Annotated in this window: 1 protein-coding gene; it reads right to left on the bottom strand. The window is 53.2% G+C overall.

Annotation, left to right across the window (positions count from 1 at the left end):
• Positions 1-68 precede the first annotated feature (68 nt).
• A partial coding sequence (locus tag ACTHUR_RS11590) for an MFS transporter (RefSeq protein WP_440398668.1) occupies positions 69-1,148 on the bottom strand: 1,080 nt, incomplete at its 5' end.

The raw sequence follows: 1,148 nt of genomic DNA, 5'->3' as shown, positions 1-1,148 counted from the left end.
GTGTTACAAAATCTTATAAATTCTGATGAGGTACTTAGGCCGTCTGAACGTTTCAGACGGCCTTTTATTTATTTTTGATGTGCTTTCAAACGCAAAGCAAACATGACGACCGCAACACCGACAACCAAAGCGCAACCCATCGCCAAATGGATACCGTCCAACATTGCCTGTTGCGGCATATCTGCGCTGGAAAGTTTCTCGCCGATATTGGTCGCACCGACGAAAAACGCCGCGCCGATGGCACCGGCAATCGGGTTGATGGTGGTCAGAATCGCCGCACCGTGCGGATTGAGCGTTTTCGGCAACGCGTTCAGACCATGGGTTTCGCCGGTTACACAAGCAGACACGGAAAGCGCCAACAGCGTAAACATCGCCGTCAGCATCACCACTTGCGTATCAATCCGCAAAAACAGCCACAATACCGCCAGCGACACCACCAGCATCACTGTTGCCGGCAAAACGACAAAGCGTCCGCCCTTTTTGTCCAACAATTTGCCGAACAAAGGTGTGGCAACCGCTTGGGCAATACTGGCAGGCATCAGAATCAGACCGGTTGCCGTACCGGTCAGCATCAACACTTGCTGCGTGTACATCGGCACCATCAGTTCCAAGCCCAAGAACAGGAATATCGCACCGGCCAAAATCACAACGCAATATCTGAACTGCTTGTATTCAAACGCACGAAGGTTCAACAACGGCGTGGCCAAACGGAATTGACGGTGCGCAAACCACCCCACCAGCACAACGGAAGCGGCAAAGAGCAGGATAAATTCCACCAGCGGCATATGGGCAAAATTACTGCTCGCATAAACCAGCCCGCCGAAGCCCGCAATCGACAGCACAGCCGACAACATATCGATTTTCGGACGGCTGATGTTGCTCAAATTGACCGTCAAATATTTGCCCACCAGCACCATCGCCGCCAACATAAACGGCGCGGTAAAACCGAACAGCACGCGCCAATGCGTATGGTCGATGATGATACCCGACAGCGTCGGCCCCATTGCAGGCGCGGCGGTAAACATCATGGTAATCACGCCCATCGCCGTTCCGCGCTTGTTGGGCGGGAAAATCGACAATACGCCATTAAACAAAAGCGGGACAAAAAACGCGGCAGACACTGCCTGCACCATACGCCCGGCCACCAA

Source organism: Neisseria sp. P0021.S007 (assembly GCF_051956855.1).
Note: the sequence above shows the minus strand (reverse complement) of the source record. Positions and strands in the feature narration are given on the sequence as shown.